At 68.2% G+C, this 17,444-nt stretch carries 11 protein-coding genes and 1 tRNA gene; 5 read left to right on the plus strand and 7 right to left on the minus strand.

Going from position 1 to position 17,444, the window contains the following annotated elements; translation table 11 throughout:
- Positions 1–74: 74 nt before the first annotated feature.
- The gene (locus tag QHF84_RS40240; RefSeq protein ID WP_281318881.1) at positions 75–989 is read right to left on the minus strand and encodes an AraC family transcriptional regulator; all 915 of its coding nucleotides are present in this window, start codon (positions 987–989) and stop codon (positions 75–77) included.
- A 109-nt stretch (positions 990–1,098) separates the two neighbouring features.
- On the opposite strand from QHF84_RS40240, the gene QHF84_RS40245 reads away from it, so the two are divergent.
- Positions 1,099–1,842, plus strand: a complete 744-nt coding sequence (locus tag QHF84_RS40245) for an SDR family oxidoreductase (RefSeq protein ID WP_281318882.1) — start codon at positions 1,099–1,101, stop codon at positions 1,840–1,842.
- A gap of 25 nt (positions 1,843–1,867) precedes the next feature.
- Here QHF84_RS40245 and QHF84_RS40250 read toward each other — a convergent pair whose 3' ends face one another.
- The 5 genes from QHF84_RS40250 to QHF84_RS40270 form a co-directional block, all read right to left on the minus strand.
- A complete protein-coding gene (locus QHF84_RS40250) occupies positions 1,868–4,240 on the minus strand; it encodes an excinuclease ABC subunit UvrA (RefSeq protein WP_281318883.1) in 2,373 nt (790 codons plus the stop codon).
- Positions 4,237–4,656, minus strand: coding sequence for a DoxX family protein (locus tag QHF84_RS40255; protein WP_281318884.1), 420 nt, complete (start codon positions 4,654–4,656; stop codon positions 4,237–4,239). Before QHF84_RS40255 ends, QHF84_RS40250 begins: the two co-directional genes overlap by 4 nt.
- On the minus strand, positions 4,653–5,099 hold the full coding sequence (locus QHF84_RS40260) for an SRPBCC domain-containing protein (protein ID WP_281318885.1): 447 nt from the start codon (positions 5,097–5,099) through the stop codon (positions 4,653–4,655). Before QHF84_RS40260 ends, QHF84_RS40255 begins: the two co-directional genes overlap by 4 nt.
- Positions 5,096–5,425 carry a metalloregulator ArsR/SmtB family transcription factor gene (locus QHF84_RS40265; RefSeq protein ID WP_281318886.1) on the minus strand — a complete coding sequence of 110 codons (330 nt, stop codon included), beginning with the start codon at positions 5,423–5,425 and terminating at the stop codon, positions 5,096–5,098. The genes QHF84_RS40260 and QHF84_RS40265 overlap by 4 nt, the downstream gene beginning before the upstream one ends.
- 419 nt (positions 5,426–5,844) lie before the next feature.
- A tRNA-Asn gene (locus tag QHF84_RS40270) sits at positions 5,845–5,920 on the minus strand.
- A gap of 139 nt (positions 5,921–6,059) precedes the next feature.
- On the opposite strand from QHF84_RS40270, the gene QHF84_RS40275 reads away from it, so the two are divergent.
- From QHF84_RS40275 to QHF84_RS40285, 3 genes are all read left to right on the plus strand, one after another.
- Positions 6,060–7,658 (plus strand): lipopolysaccharide biosynthesis protein, encoded by a 1,599-nt coding sequence (locus QHF84_RS40275; protein WP_281318887.1) that lies wholly within the window; start codon positions 6,060–6,062, stop codon positions 7,656–7,658.
- A 168-nt stretch (positions 7,659–7,826) separates the two neighbouring features.
- Positions 7,827–9,506, plus strand: a complete 1,680-nt coding sequence (ettA, locus tag QHF84_RS40280) for an energy-dependent translational throttle protein EttA (RefSeq protein WP_281318888.1) — start codon at positions 7,827–7,829, stop codon at positions 9,504–9,506.
- 227 nt (positions 9,507–9,733) lie between these two features.
- Positions 9,734–10,789, plus strand: a complete 1,056-nt coding sequence (locus tag QHF84_RS40285) for an endonuclease/exonuclease/phosphatase family protein (RefSeq protein ID WP_281318889.1) — start codon at positions 9,734–9,736, stop codon at positions 10,787–10,789.
- 80 nt (positions 10,790–10,869) lie between these two features.
- On the opposite strand, the gene QHF84_RS40290 is transcribed toward QHF84_RS40285, so the two are convergent.
- Entirely contained in the window at positions 10,870–12,570 is a 1,701-nt protein-coding gene (locus QHF84_RS40290) for a MopE-related protein (protein ID WP_281318890.1), read from the minus strand.
- Positions 12,571–12,728: 158 nt separating this feature from the next.
- On the opposite strand from QHF84_RS40290, the gene QHF84_RS40295 reads away from it, so the two are divergent.
- Positions 12,729–17,153, plus strand: a complete 4,425-nt coding sequence (locus QHF84_RS40295) for a translocation/assembly module TamB domain-containing protein (RefSeq protein ID WP_281318891.1) — start codon at positions 12,729–12,731, stop codon at positions 17,151–17,153.
- Positions 17,154–17,444 lie beyond the last annotated feature (291 nt).

The raw sequence follows: 17,444 nt of genomic DNA on the forward strand, positions 1-17,444 counted from the left end.
GCGCATGTATCATTCGGCCCGCACGGCCGGGACGAGCACCTCACGCGCCCAGATAGGTCGAGGCGAGCGAACTTTCAATCAACACGAAGTTCTACCCCCGCACGCGCATATCGACTCGGAGGCTGGCCCACGTGCCTGCTGAACGCCGTGCTGAAGGTGCTCGCCGAGCCATAACCGACGCGCTCGGCGACCTCGGCGATTCCGAGATCGTGGCGGCGCAGCAGATCCCTCGCGACGGCCATTCGCCAGGCGAGCAGGTATTCCATCGGCGACAGGCCCACGGTGCGGGTAAAACGATCAAAAAACGCCGAGCGTGAGAGCGCCGCAGTCTTCGCGAGCTGAGTCACCGTCCACGAACGCGCGAGCTGACCGTGCATTTGCCGTATCGCCGGCGCGAGCCGCGCATCCGCCAATCCGCGCAGGAGCCCCGGCGGCGCGTCGTCGCCCGACGTCGACCGCAACGCTTCGATGAGCAGCACCTCCACGAGCCGCGTGAGCACGAGGTCGCGACCCGCTCTCTGCTCGTTCGATTCCTCGCCGACGAGCCGCACCAGGACCGAGAGCCGTTCGACGCCGCGCACGTGCAAAACCGCCGGCAGCAGCGACACGAAGAGAGCCGCGTCCGGCGAGTCGAAGACGAAATACCCGCCGAGGAGCCGTACGTCGGGGCGTCCCCCACGCGTGCCATGACGGACTTCATCCGTCGGCGCAGGCGTGACCTTGGGGTCGATGCGCTCCGGCGTCACCGGCTCGAAGCCCGACATGGTGAAACCCGGCGTCGCCGGCAGGAGTACGAAGTCCCCTGCCTCGAGCGTGAGGGCACGCTGGCCGTCCACCGCGAGGCGGCAGCTGCCCTCGAGCACGGCACAGAAGCTCGGCTGGCCAAAGTCCGAGTAGCGAACACCCCAGCGGCCGGCGCCGCTGATGCGCTTCGAAAACACGGCGCGCGGCTGAAGCAGCGCGATGACTTCCGAGAGAGGGTCGTTCATGTCCGGACTCTAGCAAATGTAATTCGGACTCTCCATGGTAGATCGTCCGGCTCGATGCCATTACATTCACACCCATGAACGCCGCGCGCATCGCGGCAAAGGAGCCGACATGAAAACGGTGCTCATCACGGGTTGCTCTTCCGGTTATGGCCTCGAGACCGCGCGTCACTTCCACGCACAGGGGTGGAACGTAATCGCCACCATGCGAACGCCGCGCGAGGACGTTTTACCGCGATCGGACCGGCTGCGCGTGATTGCGCTCGATGTGACGAAGCCCGAGCGTATCGCGGCTGCGCTGGAGGAGAGTGGGCCCATCGACGTGCTCGTCAACAACGCGGGCATCGGGCTCCTGGGCGCCTTCGAGGTCACGCCGATGGCCACGGTGCGTGACGTGTTCGAGACCAACACCTTCGGCGTAATGGCGATGACGCAGGCCGTGTTGCCCCAGTTCCGCGCGCGCAAGTCGGGCGTGATCGTGAACGTGACGTCGAGCGTGACGCTGGCGCCGATGCCGCTGGTGGCCGTTTACACGGCAAGCAAGACGGCCATCGAGGGGTTCACCGCGTCGCTCGCGTTCGAGCTCGAGGCATTCAATGTGCGCGTGAAACTGGTCGAGCCCGGCTATGGCCCGAGCACGAGCTTCGCGAGCAACGGGGGGGCCCGCATGGAAGGGCTGGTCCCCGAGGCGTACGCGCCTTTTGCAGAGCGCATCTTCGCTTCTTTCAGGAAGACGACGGTCGTCACGCGCGAGTCCGACGTGGCCGAGGTGGTATGGCGCGCCGCGAACGACACGACGGGGAAGCTCCATTTCCCCGCGGGTCCCGACGCGGTGGCGCTCGCGCAGTCGAGGTGAAACGAGCGGACGATGTGACGACCGGTCAGCCGACGTACGCCGCGAGGTGTTTGCCGGTCAGCGTCGACCGCGCCGCGACCAGGTCGGCCGGGGTGCCTTCGAACACGATCCGGCCGCCGTCGTGGCCCGCGCCCGGGCCGAGGTCGATGATCCAGTCGGCGTGCGCCATCACCGCCTGGTGGTGCTCGATCACGATGACCGACTTGCCGGCGTCGACCAATCGGTCCAGGAGCCCGAGCAATTGCTTGAGGTCGGCGAGGTGCAATCCGGTGGTCGGCTCGTCGAGCACGTAGACGCCGCCGTCTTCCCCCATGTGCGTCGCGAGCTTGAGCCGCTGTCGCTCACCACCCGACAGCGTGGGGAGCGGTTGGCCGAGCCGCAGGTAGCCGAGCCCCACGTCGGCCATGCGCTGCAGGATCGCGTGCGCGGCCGGCGTGCGCGCCTCGCCTTTGCCGAAGAAGCGGACCGCCTCTTCGACCGACAGGTCGAGCACCTCGGCGATGTGGAGCCCGCCGAGCCGGTACTCGAGCACCGACGCCTGGAACCTCCGGCCCTCGCAGTCCTCGCAGACCGTGCTGACACCGGCCATCATCCCGAGGTCGGTGTAGATCACCCCGGCGCCATTGCAGGTCGGACACGCGCCCTCGGAATTGGCGCTGAACAGGGCGGGCTTGACGCCGTTGGCCTTCGCGAACGCCTTGCGGATCGGCTCCAGCAGATCGGTGTACGTCGCCGGGTTGCTCCGCCGCGAGCCGTGGATCGCGCTCTGGTCGATCGATACCACCCCTTCTCGGCCGCTCACCGAGCCGTGGATCAGGGAGCTCTTGCCCGACCCCGCCACGCCGGTCACCACCACCAGCACGCCGAGCGGGATGTCGACGTCGACGTTCTTCAGGTTGTGCGCGCTGGCGCCGCGCACCTTCATCACACCGGACCGCTTGCGCACCGACGGCTTGAGGGAAGCCCGGTCGCTCAGGTGACGCCCGGTGAGCGTGCCGCTCGCCCGCAACCCGTCGACGGTGCCTTTGAAGACCACCTCGCCGCCCGCCGTGCCGGCGCGGGGGCCGAGGTCGACGACGTGGTCGGCAATCGCGATCATCTCCGGCTTGTGCTCGACGACGAGGACGGTGTTGCCCTTGTCGCGAAGCCGCAACAAGAGGTCGTTCATTCGCTGGATGTCGTGCGGATGCAGCCCGATCGACGGCTCGTCGAAGACATAGGTGACGTCGGTGAGGGATGAGCCGAGGTGGCGGATCATCTTGGTGCGCTGCGCCTCGCCGCCCGAGAGCGTGCCTGACGGCCGGTCGAGCGAGAGGTAGCCGAGCCCGATCTGCACGAACGAATCGAGCGTGTGCCGCAGCGCCGCCAAGAGCGGCGCGACGGACGGCTGCTCCAGATCGCGCACCCACGCGGCCAGGTCGCTGATCTGCATCGCGCACACGTCGGCGATGTTCTTGCCCTTGATCTTGGACGACCGAGCCGCCTCGCTGAGCCGGGTGCCATTGCACTCGGGACACGTGGTGAACGTGACCGCGCGCTCCACGAAGGCGCGGATGTGCGGCTGCATCGAATCGACGTCCTTCGAGAGGAACGACTTCTGGATCTGCGGGATCAGCCCCGCGTACGTCAGGTTGATCCCGTCGACCTTGATCTTGGTCGGCTCCTTGTGGAGCAGGTCGTGCAGCTCTTTCTTGGTGAACTTGCGAATCGGTTTGTCGGGGTCGAAGAAGCCGCAGCCGCGGAAGATGCGGCCGTACCAGCCATCCATGCTGTAGCCGGGTATCGTGAGCGCACCATCGTTCAGCGACTTGCTGTCGTCGTAGAGCTGAGTCAGGTCGATGTCGTTGACCGAGCCCCGGCCCTCGCAGCGCGGACACATGCCGCCGACGCGGGTGAAGGTCACCTTCTCGGCCTTGGTGGCGCCGCGCTCGACCGTGATCGCACCACTCGCGCGGACCGAGGGGACGTTGAAGGCGAACGCGCTCGGCGGGCCGACGTGCGGCTTTCCGAGGCGGCTGAAGAGGATGCGCAGCATGGCATTGACGTCGGTCGCCGTACCGACCGTCGAGCGGGGGTCGGCGCCCATCCGCTCCTGATCGACGATGATCGCGGTCGTCAGCCCGTCGAGCACGTCGACCTCGGGCCGGTCGAGCGTCGGCATGAATCCCTGGACGAACGCGCTGTAGGTCTCGTTGATCAGCCGCTGCGATTCCGCCGCGATGGTACCGAACACGAGCGACGATTTGCCCGATCCCGAGACGCCGGTGAACACGGTCAGCCGCCGCTTCGGGATCTCGACGCTCACGTCCTTCAAGTTGTTTTCGCGGGCACCCCGGACGCGGATCAGATCGTGGCTGTCCGCGGGATGCGGATTCGAGGAGGCAATGTTCGCGCTCATGTCGCCAACACCAACGGTTTGTGAAGAGAACCCGGCAGCTTGCGCGAGTCCGGCCGCAGCGCCCACGACGTCAACGTCAATACGAGGCCCGCGAGCGGCGCGATGATGTGACCAGCGTTGCTGACGGAATCGCTGGCGCCTACGACGGCCCAGGCGAAGGCGGCGCCGGTCAGGTCGATGACGATGCCCGCGTAGGCCCACTCCTTCAAGCGTGGGAATTTCGGCGCCAAGAGCGCGAGCGCGCCGAGGATCTTCCAGATGCCGAGGAGCGTGACGAAGTGCAGCGGGTAGCCGAGGCGCACGAAGCCGTCGACGCTCGCTGGCACGTGGAGGACGTGGGCCACGCCGCCCGAGACCATGCCCAGCGCGACCCAGCAGGTCGTCACCCAGTAGGCCACGAGTCTCGACCGGCTCATGGAAGCCTCGCGAGCAGGTCGACGAGCTTGCCGCCCATCATCTTCCAGCCATAACGCGCGCCGCCGAAGTTCTGCTTCTGCGCCGGCTTGAAGCCCGATTGCACGAGCGAGAGGCGAGTGCCCGACGCCGTGGGCGTGAGCGTGAAGGTCACGACGGTGTCGATCTCCATGTCGCCGACGACCCACGTGTAGCTGAGCTTTTTGTGCGTTTCGATTTCGAGGATCCGGCAATTCACGGTGCCGTCCCACCCGGGGTACGGCTGCGTCTTCAACGTGAACGCGGTCCCCGGCGCGGGCGCGAATCCGGTGACGGGCAAGAGCCACTCGGTGAGCAGCACGGGGTCGGTGAGCGCGCGCCACACCTTCTCCGGCAAATGATTCAACTCGAACTCGAATGAAATGGAATCGGTTTGCGACGGGGCGGTCTTGTCGATGAGATTCATTCGTCCATTTTCTCCAGCAGTCGTTCGAGGCGATCGACGTGCTCCGTCCAGAAGGCGCGGTAGTGCGCGATCCAGTCGACGAGCGGCTTCAGCCCGCGCGGCTCCACCCGGTAGTAGACGCAGCGCCCCTCGCGCCGGCCGTTCACGAGGCCGGCGTCTTTCAAAGCGGCGAGGTGCTGCGAGACCGCCGGCTGCGAGATGTCGAAGCGCGCCGTGAGGTCCTTCACGGCCGCTTCGCCGCGCGTGAGCGACTCGAAGATCGCCCGGCGGCTGGGGTCCGCCAGCGCCTGGAAGATCTTGTTCTCGGCCGCGGCTGCGCTCTGCATGGACAACACATAAGCCTAGACTTATCGGTTTGTCAAGCGCGTGGCTCGGGTCGCCGGTTCGGGTCGACGAACGAGCATCACCTCGGCCTCGGGGCGGCGCGCTTCGAGGCGCCCGATACAGCACGACCGCATGGGGGCTCCTCGCGGAGATCGTCGCGCAAAACGCCGCGCTTCCGTGTCGACGGGGAGCGCTGGCTAGCCGTGCAACGGTCGGCGCTGGAGGTGTTCGCAGCGGTGGCGGAAGAACCCGACGCGCACGGGAAGACCGGTCGCCGCGTACGACCGGGCGATCACGTCGTGCTTCACAGCCGCGCCCTGGGAAAACAGCCCGCGAAAAGGCAAAGCCCCCAGGGCATACGCCGTGGGGGCTTCGTTACTTGCGACCTGCGCCTCGCTGCGGAGTTCGCAAAGAGGGGAATTGGCTCCAGCTGCTGGACTCGAACCAGCGACCCGGCGGTTAACAGCCGCCTGCTCTACCGACTGAGCTAAGCTGGAATGGCGTCGTCGAAACGGACCGCGAGGATACCCGCGGAGCTTCGCCCGTCAAGAACTTTTTTCGAGCACACGCGAAGATCGCCTTCCGGCCCGGTAACGAGCGGTTGCTCTCCCCCGCGCGTTCTGCGAAGAAGCGGCCGTGCAAGACGCCGCGCCCGCCCCCGCGACGAACGCCTCCGCGCCTGCCGGAAGCGGCGCCGCCCCCGCCCCCGTCCCCGCGGCACCGAGCGCCGCCCGCACGGCCGGCCGCGGCGGGCTCGCCATCGCCTTCGCGAAGGTCTCGTTCATCGTCTTCGGCTTCGCCCAGCAGCTCCTCCTCGAACGGCTGCTCGGGCAGGCCGGCTACGGGCAGATCTCCCGCGTGCTGGCGATCGTCGGCGTGCTGAACAACGTCGTGGTCGCGACCGCGATCCAGGGCGTGTCCCGCGTGGTCTCGACGGCCACGGAAGAGCACGTGGACGCGGCCTTCGCGCGCACGCTGCGCGTCCACGTGGTGCTCGCGGTCGTGCTCTCGCTCGGCTTCGCGCTCGCCGCGGGCACGATCGCCGCCGAGGTCGGCGCCCCGCACGTGGCGACGCCGCTGCGCATCGTCGCCGCCGTGGTGCTGCTCTACGGCGTTTACGCGCCGCTCGTCGGCTCGCTCAACGGACGCAGGCGCTTCCTCGATCAGGCCGGGCTCGACGTGGGTTACGGGCTGCTTCGCACGATCGGCATGGGCGTCGGGGCCTTCGCGCTGCTCCGTCTCGGCGGGAGCGGGACGCTCGGCGCGACGCTGGGGTTCGTCTCCGCGGCCGCGCTCATCGTGCCCATCGCGATCACGCGTTCGGGCGTGGGCAAGAGCGGCGCCGCGGGGCCGAGCGCGCGCGAGTACCTCGGCTTCCTCGGCCCGCTCGCGCTCGGCCAGCTCGCGCTGAACCTCCTGCTCCAGACCGATCTTCTCCTGCTCAGCCGCTTCGTCGGGCGCGAGGCTGTCCGGCTCGGGCTCGCCGCGACCGCGTCCGACGATCTCATCGGGATCTACCGCGGCGTGCAGCTCTTCTCGTTTTTGCCCTACCAGCTCCTCATGTCCGTGAGCTTCGTGCTCTTCCCGATGCTCGCGAAGGCCCGCGCCGAGAAGAGCGAGCCGCTCGTCGCCGAGTACACGCGCGCGGGCGTGCGCATCGCGCTCGTGGTGACGGGCGCGGTCTCGGGGACGATCGCGGCGCTCGCGCCACACGTGCTGCGTTTTGCCTACAAATCCAATGCGATCTGGGAGCACGGCGGGCCGGTGCTCCGGGTGCTCGCGCTCGGGATGGGGTCGTTCGCGATCCTCGGGATCAGCTCGGCCGCGCTGACGGGGCTCGGGCGTGAGCGGATGAGCGCGACCTTCAACGCGCTCGCGGTTTGCCTCGTGGCGCTCGGGTGCGTGGTGGTGACGCCGCGCTTCCCGTTTGGCCCGCCGATGCTGCTCGGGACCGCGATCTCGACGTCGATCGCGCTTGGCCTCGTGGCCGTCGTCGCGGCCACCGCGCTGCGGCGCGAGGCGGGGGCGTTCGTCGCGCCGCTCTCGCTCGTGCGGGTGCTCGTGGCCGCGGCGGTGACGGTGGCCGTGGGCATGCGGCTGCCTTGGCTCGGCAAACCGGCCGTGCTCGTGGAGGGCCTCGTGACGGGCGCGCTGTATCTCTCGGTGCTCGTCGTGACGGGCGAGCTCGGAAAGAAGGATCTGGCGCTCGTCCGGAAGGTCCTCGGGAAGGCCTGAACGTTCGGGAGACCCCGCACGTCGGGCGTGACGAATCGTTGGCTTTCAGTATCCTTCGCCGCCCCCAGTTCGACGCTCGGGGGCTCCGCTCGGACGAGCCGAGCTGCGCCCCCGAACCCCCGTCCTCACTTCACCCATCCATCAACTCGCGAGAGCGGTAAGACAAACGTGGCGCATCAGTTCATTTTCACGATGCAGGACGTCCGGAAGGTGCACCCCCCGAACAAGGAGGTGCTGAAGGGCCTTTGGCTCTCGTTCTTCCCGGGCGCGAAGATCGGCGTCCTCGGGCACAACGGCGCAGGCAAGAGCACGCTGCTCCGGATCATGGCGGGCGTCGACAAGGAGTTCCTCGGCGAAGCGAAGCCCGCCGACGGCACGCGCGTGGGCTTCCTCCAGCAGGAGCCGAAGCTCGACGCGGGCCGCACGGTGCTCGAAAACGTCGAAGCAGCCGTAGCCGACACGCGCAAGCTGATGAAGCGCTTCGAGGAGATCGGCGTGCTGTTCGGCGAGTCGCCGGACAACATGGAGGAGCTGCTCGAAGAGTACGGGGTCCTGCAGGACAAGATCGACGCGTCGGGCGGCTGGGAGCTCGATCGCGTGCTCGAACGCGCCATGGACGCGCTGCGCCTGCCGCCCCCGGACGCCGAGGTCGCGAACCTCTCGGGCGGCGAGCGTCGCCGCGTGGCGCTCTGCCGACTGCTCCTCGAAAAGCCGGATCTCTTGCTCCTCGACGAGCCGACGAACCACCTCGACGCCGAGAGCGTGGCGTGGCTCGAGCGGTTCCTCGCGGAGTACACGGGCACCGTCGTGGCCGTCACGCACGATCGGTACTTCCTCGACAACGTGGCGGGCTGGATCCTCGAGCTCGATCGCGGCATGGGCTACCCGTACGAGGGCAACTACTCGGGCTGGCTCGAGCAGAAGAAGAAGCGCCTCGAGCTCGAGCAGAAGCAGGAGTCGTCGCGGCAGAAGACCCTGGAGCGCGAGCTCGAATGGGTGCGGATGAACCCGCGCGCGCGGCAAGCCAAGAGCAAGGCGCGCCTCGCGGCGTACGAGACGCTGCTCGCCGAGGATCAGAAGGCGAAGGAGTACTCGCCGAGCCAGATCCACATCCCGGCCGGCGCGCGCCTCGGGAGCGTGGTCGTGGAGGCCGATCACCTGTCGAAGGCGTTCGGCGACAAGCTGCTCATCGACGATCTCTCGTTCTCGCTGCCGCGCGGCGGCATCGTCGGCGTGATCGGGCCGAACGGCGCGGGCAAGACGACGCTGTTCAAGATGATCATGGGCCTCGAGAAGCCCGACAAGGGCGCGATGCGGATCGGCGAGAGCGTGGAGCTCGCGTACGTGGATCAGTCGCGCGACGCGCTCGATCCGAACAAGAGCGTCTGGCAGGAGATCTCGGGCGGCGAGCCGACGCTGCTCGTGGGCAAGCGCGAGGTGAACTCGCGCGCGTACGTGGCGTCGTTCAACTTCCAGGGCGCCGATCAGCAGAAGAAGGTCGGTGATCTCTCGGGCGGCGAGCGCAACCGCGTGCACCTGGCCAAACTGCTCCGCCGCGGGGGCAACGTGCTCCTGCTCGACGAGCCGACGAACGACCTCGACGTCGACACGCTCCGCTCGCTGGAGGAGGCGCTGCTCGATTTCGCCGGCTGCGCGGTGATCATCAGCCACGATCGCTGGTTCCTCGACCGCATCGCGACGCACATCCTCGCCTTCGAGGGCGACAGCAAGGTCGTGTGGTTCGAGGGGAACTACGAGGATTACGAGGCGGATCTGAAGCGGCGGAAGGGCGCCGACGCGAACGAGCCGCACCGGATCCGGTACCGGCGCATGACGGACGTGGGCTGACGCTTCGTTCGTTCGAACGCCAAAGAAAAACCCCCGCTGGATCTGCCCGATCCGCGGGGGTTTTTCCTTCAGGGCGTCTCGTCGGTCTGTCCGTCGCAATGCACGCGACCATGACGCCTTGCATTCGCCGAGGCCCGGTGTCGTGGCGGCGACCCGCGTGACGCGTCGTGGAAGCCCGGAACGACGCGGGGCTTGCCCCGCCGGAATGGCGACGGGACACTGAGCGCATGTTGCATGCTTCTTCTCGGTCCCAGGGCTCTCTTTTTGGTGGATGGTCAGGCCTCGCCCGCGCGGCGAGGCTCACGGCGAGCGGCGCGCTCGCCGCCGCGCTGCTCGTGCTTTCGAGCGGCGGATGCGGGCAGGATGGCCGCGTCCGCGAGAATTCGAGCGGCGACGCCGGCGGGGGCGGCGGGAGCGGTGGAGGCGGCGGAGCGGGCGGGAGCGGCGGAGGGGCGCCGAAAGACCCGATGCCACTGCGCGTGGCCAACTGGAACGTGCGCAATTACCTGAACGACAAGAACGACAGCGCGGCGGTGGACGAGGTGGTGAGGACCACGGCGCAATACGTGACCCATCGGAAAGCGATCGGCGTGGTGCTGTCTGCGATCGACGCGGACGTGGTGGTGCTCCAGGAGGTGGAGAACGAGGCGTCGCTGTCGGACCTCGTGCAGAGCGAGCTCGGGGGGAAATACACGAGCATCGGGCTCGTGGACGGCAACGATCCGCGCGGCATCGACATCGCGATCGTGTCGAAGTTGCCGATCGACAAGGTCGTCTCGCACAAGGACGAGCAATTCCCGCTGAACGGGACGGTGGGGCCGACGTATCGATTCTCGCGCGATTGCCCCGAATATCACCTGACCTACAACGGGCGGAAGCTCGTGCTCCTCGGCGTGCATTTCAAGGCGAAGGAGGACGACAATCCGAACAAGCGCCTCGCGGAGGCGCAACGCACGCGCGCGATCGCGAATGCGCTCGTGAAGGAGGACCCGTCGCGGGCGGTGCTCGTGCTCGGCGATTTCAATGACACGCCCGGCTCGCCGCCGTATCTCGCCGTCATGGGCGAAGGGGACGGGCTGTACACGAATGCGCCGGACTTCGTCCCGGCGAACGTTCGGTGGACGTACGATTATCAGGGCGCGCTGGAGCTCGTGGATCACCAAATGTCGAATCCGCTGCTCTCCGCGATGCTCGACCAGGCGTCCGTGACCATTCGCCACGGCAATGACGTGGACGCGGCGACGGACCACGCGCCCGTCGTGGCGACCTATGGCGTGAAGTAGCGGGAATCCGAGAGGAGGGGCCCCGGTGATTCTCCGCGGCGGCGCGGAGAATCGCCCGGGCTCGACAGGGGAGACGAATCTCAGGGACAGAGCGTGGACGCGACGACGACGTCGTCGATGTTCCACGAGGCATACGGGTAGATCCCCGAGGAGGCGATGTTGAAGCCCCAGCGGATACGCATGTTGGCGTTCTTGTACGCGGAAAGGTCGTAGGAGACCTTCGTCCACGAGGACGCCGTCGAGGCGGTGCTGCCGCTCTGCCAGACCTGGACCCACGCCGTGCCGTTGAACACCTCGATGACGTTGTTCATGTACGGCGACACGTCGCTGTTCAGCCAGCGCTGGAACTGGAGGATGACGCCGGGCGCCTCCGACGTGTTGAAGGCCGGGCTCGTCAGGTAGTAATAGCCGTGCGTCGTCGCGCTCTGCGAGCTCGTCGAGCAGCCGCCGATGACGACGCCCGCGATCTTGTTGTCGGACGAGCTCGAGGTGTCGTTCGTGGGATCGTTGTGGGTGCCGCTCAAGTTCGTGCAGCTCCCGCCGATGGCCGTATTGATTTCCCACTCGGGCCCGAGGGTCCAGCCCGGGGCGTTGGCGAAATCCTCGTAGAGGTATATCGGCGTGGCGGACGTGCAGATGAGCTGGCCGCCCGAACAGGCCGTCGTGCCGGCGCAGGCGCACGCGACGCCCCCGCCCGGGTTGCCCTCGTCGACGACGCCATTGCAGTTGTCGTCGATTCCGTTGCATTGCTCGGGGGTCGACGACGCGTTCGGCTCGCAGACGATCGCGCCGTTCGTGCACTTGCGCGTGCCCGCGGAGCAGCCGGCCGATTGACCCGTCTGGCAGGCGGTGCCGCCCTCCGGGTTGTTCTCGTCGATCACGCCGTCGCAGTCGTCGTCGAGCCCATTGCACTTCTCGGGCGATTGCGGGGTGACCGGGAAGCAGTCGATGGAGGTGCCATTGCACGAGATCGCGCCGTTCGCGCAGACGCCGAGCAGGCCCGTGCCGCACTCGCCGCCCGTGCCCGGAATGCTGTCGTCCACCGTGCCGTCGCAATCGTCGTCGATGCCGTTGCAAGTCTCGGGGATGGGCGTGACGTCGGGCACGCAGACGAGCGCGCCGTTCGTGCAGGAGTATTTGCCCTTGGCGCAGGCGCCGAGCTTGTCCGAGGTGCAGGCCTTGCCTTTCTCGGGGAAGGAGTCGTCGGGGATCTGATCGCAGTCGTTGTCGAGGCCGTCGCAAACCTCGAGCGAGGGCGGGAGCGGGGTGCACTGGTTGAGCTGGCCGTTCTCGCAGGTGACGACCGTGACCTGGCAGGCGCCGAAGCCGCAGGTCGTCGGCGCCATGTCGTCGACGGACCCGTTGCAGTCGTCGTCGATACCGTTGCAGCTCTCCTGCGTCTTCGGCACGACTTCGCCGACGCACTTGCTCCACTTGCCATTCAGATCACACTTTTGCTGGCCCGCGGTGCAAGCGCCAATCCCCTGCGTGCCGGCGACACCCGAGTAGCAGGACTGCGTTTGTCCCTCGACGCAAGGGCAGTCCTCGTCGACGTCCTGGTCGCAGTCATTGTCCAAGCCGTCGCACACCTCGTCGGTCGGCATGCACGTCGCGCCGCCGGCGCCACCTTGGCCGCCGGTGCCTCCCATACCGCCTGTGCCGCCGGTGCCCGCCCCGGCGGTGCCCCCCCCCGTCGTTTCGTCCGTGCCGCCCGCGCAGCCGAACGCATGAATTGCCAAGCAGCCAAGCGCCACCAGCGTGGCGGGGATCGTCGATCGCATCGGCCCTCCGAACAACACGAGGCCGAGCACACGCGCACCCGGACCTCGCACGCAAGACAGCCGGATGTTTCCAGGATTCTCGCGCGGCGTAAAGCGCCGAACGGCTTCGCGAAAGGTGATCCCGGCACGTGGGACAGGCCTGAGGTAAGCTCGGCGTCATGGCTTCCGGCAGCACCCCGACGAACAAACGCACGCGAAAACGCGGGCGTAGAGACGTCGGCCGCGCCTTCGCCATCGCGCTCTGCGCGCTGTTTGCCCTGGTGGGGGCGATCCCACTCGTCCTCGGCGCGCTCGTGCGAACGGGCCCCGTGCGCGCGTGGGCCGCGCGCGAGACGGCGACGCTCATCGAACGGGAGCTCGGCGTCGTCGCGCGTTACCGCGTCGCCGTGCAAGCCTGGCCGATGGCGATCGATCTCGAAGAGCTCGTCGTCGACGCGACCGACGGCGGCGCGCCCGTGCTCTCGGTGGAGCGGATCAGCGTTCGTCCGCGGGTGTTTTCGCTGCTCGACGGGGAGCTCGACGTGGGCGAGGTCGAGGTGCTCGGGCCGCGGATCCGCGCCGTCGTCGAAGGCGGCGCGCTCAAGAACCTGACGTACAAGCTGCCCGCCTCGCAGCCGTCGACCGAGAAGACGCGGGCTCCGTTCTCGTCGCTCGCCGTGACGGACGCGCGCATCGACGCGCTCGTCGAGGGCGTGCACGTCGTGACGAACGAGGTCGACGTGGACGTGTCCGCGGAGGACGACGGAGCCTTCGAGATCGCGCTCCGCGCCGGGAAAAGCACGATCGTCCGGACGCACCCCATGCCCGGTCGGCCCGACGAGGACATGGTCGACGAGGACGTGATCTGCCGGCTCGACACGCGGGTTCGCGTCGACGGAGAGGGGCTGCTCGTCCGGCGGCTGCGGCTGCTCGGCGCGGCGGATCTCGATCCGGACGAGGGGACGAGCCCGGGGTGCGAGCTGCCGCGTGAGGATTGGCGCTCGCTGGAGCTCGCGCTCGGCGCGCTGCGCGTGGAGCTCCCGAAGGGAGGCGCGCCGCTCGTGATGCCCGCGTTTCGTGGCCGCGTGCGGACGCGGCTGCCGATCCCGATCGCGCATCGCTTCGTGGACACGCCGTGGCTCACGGGCGCGGTGGAGCTCGACGTGGAGGTCGAGCACGACGGCAAGTCCACGCTGCCGCGCGTGGCTGGGCGCATCGAGGCGGATCGGCCGGGGCTGTCCGGCAAGGTCTTCGCGACGACGTTCGAGGGCGAGCTGTCGATCGCCGAGGACGTGGTGCGCGTGTCGAAGATCGAGGTCGGGTGGGCCGACGGCACGGCGACGATCGCGGACGTGAAGATCGAGCCGTTCGCGCAGGGCGCGCCGCTCACCGCGGGTCCGATCGAGCTGCGCGACATCCAGTTCCCGGGTCTGCTCCGGGATCTCGGTGTGCACCCGCAGGCGCACGTGGCGTGGAACCTCGAGCGAGGCCACTTCGAGCGGTTCAGCGGTACGCTCTCCCCGCTCTCGCTCGATGGGCCCATGGAGTTCTCGACGCGGAACTTCGAGGTCTTCGACAAACCCACGACGGATCCCGCGCGCGGGCACATGATGGGCGTGGCCGAGGGCACGCTGCGCGGCACGTTCCGGGTGCGGCCGACGGGGATCGTGCTCGACGACGTGGCGATCGAGACGCCGAAGTCGGAGCTCCACACCACCGTAAAACTGTTCTTCAAGAGCTTCCTCGACATCGAGATCGCGAAGGGTTCGCACGTCGATCTCTCGGAGCTCTCGCCGCTCCGCAACATCCCGATCGCGGGGATCGCGGAGATCACGGCCGCGGCGCGCGGGCCGTTCACGCGGCCGAAGGTCGAGGCCGACGTGTCGATCAAGGGCTTCGAGTTCGCGGCGTTCTCGTTCGGCGACGTGGAGAGCGCGCGCGTGTTCTTCGAGCCGTTCGATCTACGCCTCGCCGACGTGCACCTGCGCAAAGGCGACAGCAAGATCCGCGCGCCCGAGGTGCACGTGGACTTCGACGCGGGGCCGAACGTGGTGGTCGACGCGGAGATCGACACGCAGGGCGCGCCGCACCTCTGGATCCACGACTTCTACCGGATCGTGCACCTCGACGACGATCCGCGCTTCGCCGAGATCGACGGCAACGCGAGCGGGACGGCGCGGGTGCACTTCGTGATCGGCGGGCCCGAGGATCGCTGCGGCGCGGGCCGCCTGCGCGTGAAGACGAAGATGCACCTCGAAGAGGTGTCGCTCTTCGGCGAGAAGTACTCCGACGGCGACGTCGACGTCGATCTCGACTGGGAAGATCGCGACGCGGGCGCCGCGGGGATGAACCTCGACGTGCACGCGGCGAGCCTGCGCAAGGGCTCGGGCTCGCTGCTCGCGACCGTGTCGGTTCGCCCGGGCGGTCGCATCTCGGGGCAGGCGATCGCCACGGGGATCCCGATCGATCACCTCGACGCGCTCGGCCGCATGGGCAAGCCGCTCGACGGCTCGGTCTCGGCCATCGCGAACATCTCGGGCACGGTGAGCCAGCTCGAAGCGCAGGCCGACGTGCAGATCTCGCCGATCCGGATCGGGCCCTCGTCGCTGCCCTCGTCGCAGCTCCGCGTGCTCATGGGATCCGAGAACACGCAGGTGAAGACGATCGGCTGGACGCGCTGCGGCAACCCGCGCTCGGCGCCCTTCGATCGGGCCGAGTTCGACAGGGACGCGTCCGCGGGCACGTTCCGCGTCGACGGTCTCGTCGCGGGCGGGCAGCTCTCGCTCGAGGACGTGCGCATCACGCGGCAGAAGCACAAGGTCGTGACGGGGAAGCTCACGACGCGCGGGCTCGATCTCGGCACACTCGCGAACCTGATCCCCGGCGTCGCGTTCAGCGCCACGCCCCCGCACGGGAGCCTCGACGCGGCGCTCGAAATCCGGCGTCTGCCGCTCGACGATCTCGCGAAGAGCGACGTGGTCGTCGCGCTGACGGGGCTCGATCTCGAACGCGGCGGGCGGCGCGTGTCACTGCGCGGGACGCCCGGTCCGATCGTCGTGCAGAACAACACGCTCGCGCTGCCCGACCTCGAGCTGGTCGTGCAGAGCGGCTCGGGACTGTCCGCGCCGATCGCGCTCGGAGGCCGCGTGCAGCGGCTCGTGACCGCGCCGGAGTTCGACGTGGGGCTGCGCGTGGGTCCTCTCGATCTCGGGCGTCTGTCCACGGACATGCCGCAGGTCTCGCGGGCCAAAGGGTCGCTCGAAGCGAACCTGCGCGTGCAGGGGACGACGAACGCGCTGCGCTACGGAGGTTCGGCGCGGCTGCGCGGCGGCGAGCTCGCGCTACGAGGTTTCCCCGTGTCGATCGACGACGTCGAGGTGGACGTCGCGGTCACGAACAGCGAGGTGCGCATCCTGCGCGGCGCAGCGAAGGTCGGCGGCGGCGAGGTGAGCCTGACGGGGCGCATGCCGATCCGCGGCTTCGAGCTCGGCACGGCCGAGGCCTCGATCCTCGCACGCGGCGTGAAGATGCCACTCGGCGAGGGCATCAACCTGACCACCGACGCCGATCTCTCCGCGACATTCCGCCCGAGCACGTCCGACGAGGAGCGCGCAGAGAAGAACCTGCCCGAGGTGAAGGGGACGGTGTCGCTCACGTCGTTCACGTACTCGCGGCCAATCGCACTGAGCCTCGATCTGAACCAGCTCGCAGGCGGGCCAAAGCGCACCGCCGTCGAGACCTACGACCCGAAGAACGACGCGCTTCGCTTCGACGTGAACGTGGTCTCGCCGCGGCCGATGCGCTTCTCGAACGGGCTCGTCGACATGCTGCTCGAAGTGACGCCACCCGGGCTCGCACTCTCCGGGACGAACCAGCGCTACGGCGCACGCGGCAACCTGCGCATCCTGCCAGACTCGAAGCTCCGGCTGCGAAACAGCGAGTTCACGGTGCGCGAGGGCTCGGTCCGGTTCGACGATCCACTCCGGCTCGCGCCGCGGATCGATCTGCGCGCACAGACCGAGTACCGGCGCTACGCGGCAACGAGCGCCGCAGGCACGGCGCCCGCAGACACGAGCACGAGCGCAGCAGCGACAGCGACACTCGGGCAGCAATGGCGCATCAACCTCTACGCCCACGGCGATCAGGAAAACGTGAAGCTCGACCTCACGAGCGATCCGCCGCTCGGCCAGGAGGACATCGTCCTCCTGCTGACGCTCGGCCTCACGCGAGCCGAGATGGATCGTGGTCTCGCCTCGTCGCTCGGCGAAACCGTGGGCCTCGAAGCACTCGCCGCACTCACCGGCGCAGACAAAGCCGTAAAGACGATCGTGCCACTCATCGACGAGTTCCGATTCGGCACGTCCTACTCGTCACGCACAGGCCGCACCGAGCCAACCGTCACACTCGGCAAGCGCATCACGGAAGACGTGCGCGCCACCGTGACGACAGGCATCACCGAAAACCGCGAAGTCCGCTCGAGCATCGAGTGGCGTCTCGGCAAACGCGTCATCGTGCAAGGCGCATACGACAACACGAACGACGTCTCGAGCTCGCCCCTCGGCAACCTCGGCGCCGACTTGCGCTGGCGCTTGGAGTTCGAATAGCAGGCGTAGCCGCCGGGGTTTCACCCCGGACCCCGACCAGGGGTTGTCCACCCCTGGACCCGGACCAGCGCAAGCGCTGGACTCGTGGTCGATGAACTGCGCTCCGCGCAGTTCATCGAACAGGCCGGCTAAGGAAGGCAGCTCCGCCGTCTCGCTTGGCAACGCCGCTCGTGGTCTTGCCACGGGCCGTCCGAGAAACCGCGCATCGCGCGGTTTCTCGGCCTTCGGTCCAGGCCGTGCCTGGTCCGGGGTGCAGGGGGCGGACAGCCCCCTGCTGGGGTGCGGGGCAAC

The organism is Polyangium sp. y55x31 (assembly GCF_029946505.1).
Lineage (GTDB): Bacteria > Myxococcota_A > Polyangia > Polyangiales > Polyangiaceae > Polyangium.